Annotated in this window: 1 protein-coding gene and 1 tRNA gene; one reads left to right on the top strand and one right to left on the bottom strand. The window is 46.1% G+C overall.

Annotated features, from left to right (window positions below; translation table 11 throughout):
- Window positions 1–2,537: LamG-like jellyroll fold domain-containing protein (locus ACKPQ4_RS00545; protein WP_407679257.1), on the bottom strand; the 2,537-nt coding region annotated here is incomplete at its 3' end.
- A gap of 137 nt (window positions 2,538–2,674) precedes the next feature.
- On the opposite strand from ACKPQ4_RS00545, the gene ACKPQ4_RS00540 reads away from it, so the two are divergent.
- Window positions 2,675–2,761 (top strand) — tRNA-Leu (locus ACKPQ4_RS00540).
- Window positions 2,762–2,886 lie beyond the last annotated feature (125 nt).

The following is a 2,886-nucleotide window of genomic DNA, read 5'->3' as shown; positions in this document are numbered from 1 at the left end:
GACATGTCTGAAGTATTTCCATCCAAGGGATACCAAAGAAGCAAACCATCCATGAGGCTTGGTTTACTCAAACTGGAATTTGGATTGGTGCCAGCCTCCAATTCCTCCGCATAGGTATACCCGTCCCCATCCACATCGGAAGCCGGTAGTTGGTAAAGGAGACTGGCTTCTGTTCCAGAAATAGACCGATCATAAATTCTTAAATCATCAAATACGGCAACCAGCCGTGTGGAGCTAGCACCACCACTCCACCAATGCCGGCCCAATGCAGAATGGGTCGCCGTACCAGAAACAGCACTCGGGGAGGTCCAGCTACCTGTGGCCACCAAAGAACCGTTCAAATATCCACGATTCGTAGAGCCAGATTTGGTTACTGCATAATGATTCCAAGACGAACGGTTTATACCGGAAATATAATCTGTGGTAGAGCTGAATGGAAAGGCTACTCCATCATCACGGTTTGAAACCCTCTCTATTTGTCCGTAAAATAAATAATCTTCTCCATGTGCGTATAGCATTGATTCCTCTAAGACCCAGAAAGCAAACGTATAATCAGAGTTTTCTAATGATGTAATGTAAGGAAGCGAAACATGCCCAGTTACTCCACTGGATGAGCCTACTATTCTTACACCTGAACCAACTTTTGCGGATATGTAACTGTGGCTATTCACCGCGGTTGCATGCCTATTGTTCCCAGACATATCAGAGGCATTGCCATCGAATGGATACCAAGCGGTCAACCCGTATTCCAACCCAGGAATGCTAGCGTTAGAAATGGGGTCACTTCCCTCCTGGTATTCCACTGAATCTAAAAATCCGTCACTATCTGTATCCTCTAGGCCATCGTCCACTACAGTTACCGAAAAGTCTTCTTTTATGAAATTTCCATTGGGGTCGGTTGCCCGAACAGTAATTGGAAGTGTGGCAACCGTTTCTCTGTCCAAAGCGACCAAAGACTTCAGGGTACCATTGGACTCAATCTCAAAGATTCCGTCACTCGTCGGTTGGGTGTAAGTGAGGCCCCATTTGCGGGCAAGGTAGGTCTCGACCCCCCTTCTGGAAGCTTCCGAAGAATCATTGAGTACAATCAGTTCAGAAATCTTAACATTTGCAAAATTACTTCCAGTTGTACTTTTTCCAATAGAAGCAATCTCTGCAACATTGGTCGGGGAAGATGCATCGGAACTTCCAGCGACTCTAGCTTGTTCCAGTCCGTTGTAGAAAAATCGAGAAGCTTGATAATTTGTCCCTGCTTGTCGAACCCAAGCCTGTTGTGCGACATTATTGATCGTAACATCGTTGTAGCGTTCATGCCCCCCATTGAAACGCCAACACCAACTTCCGGTTCCGCCTGTAACCGCTAATCCATGACTATTCGAACCGATTTGAAAGATTCGCTCGTCGTTATCGGCGAGAGATAGGAAACTCGTCACCGCGAAAACAGAAATATCCGGATTTGCACTGAAACCTAACCGAGAAGAGATGCTAAGGTAATCATTGGAACCATCAAAAGTGATCGCGGGCATCCCGTTTAAGGATGTAGTCGAATAAAGGGGGCGCTTGGAATTATCAACATTTTGAGTGAAGTGATAATCATTCCCACTTTTGTCCTGCCACGCACTTACTGCCCCACCTGACTCAATCACCGTTGAAGAGTCGTTGGCATCGAGCCATAAAACTGGAGAGAATTCACTGGGAAGAGCTGGCATCAAAGCGTAAGTGACAGTATCTCCGTTAGGATCGGTTGCATTGAACTCACCTACGACAGTTCCGGCAGAAGAATTTTCGGTAATAGCGAGACCGCCCACCGTCCGAAGATTCGAAGGGGGAACTTCCTGGTGGTCCACCAACTGCAGTTGCTGCACCTCCGCAGCACTCAGGGCACGATTGTACAAACGGACCTCATCCACCACTCCGACGAAGAAAAAATCTGGAGACCCTTCCGTCTTTCCCGCACCAATTCTTAGAGGAGAAGAAGTATTTTTCGAAAAACTGGGGGATATAGTAGAAACCAAATCTCCATCAAGATACCCCTTGTAAGAACCAGAGGCATAGGTAGATGCGATAAATTGCCAGTTTCCTACTTCAATTTGACCCAAAACATTTTCAGCCCAGCTCCCGCCTGTACCAACCCAAGCACCCCAATTATTTTGTGGGGTCTTGTATAGAATATGTCCCCTAGTGCTAGCTCTAAAGGTAAGGGGGGAAGTGTGTTGAGATGAGGTTGCCGTTGGCTTGACCCATAGGCTAAAGCTAAACGCATCAGTCGAATAAGTGGATTGAAAAGGAACCTCAATGTAATCATCCGTCCCATCAAATGAATATGCCTTCCCCGAATCCCCCCAGCGATTTTCAGCCGGAGTTGCTCCATAGATCGTACCGTTCGCACCGCTAACTAAATCAGATCCATTCCCGTCCAAGGGGAAATAAGCGACCAAACCGTTCTCCAATTGTGCACTCAAAGGAGCAACAAAAACGAAAAGAAAAAGAAATAAATATCTGCTCGTACCAATCAGCCATATTTTAACTCCGCTCATAACCTTTAAAAGTTATTCATAAACTTAAGAAAAGCCCACGAAAAACTTTTAGAAGTTAACCCTTAAGTTTGAACTTTCAAAACAACAAGGTTGCCAAATCTGAAATAATCAAAGATAAAAACTAACTTACTCTCGATGCCCGGATGGCGGAATTGGTAGACGCGCTGGATTCAAAATCCAGTTCCCGCGAGGGAGTGAGGGTTCGACCCCCTCTCCGGGTACCACTTTTGAACGTCACTATTCTTTAAGGTATGACAACCATCATCCGCAGAGGGCGCGAGTCCGACTTACCCGCTCTGCGGGATATTCTCAATCACTACATCCTAAACACGGTGGTGATATTCGAAAT

The sequence above is a fragment of the Candidatus Chordibacter forsetii genome (assembly GCF_964187505.1).
In the GTDB taxonomy this organism is placed as follows: domain Bacteria; phylum Verrucomicrobiota; class Verrucomicrobiia; order Opitutales; family Seribacteraceae; genus Chordibacter; species Chordibacter forsetii.
This window is presented reverse-complemented; position numbering and strand designations above follow the sequence as displayed.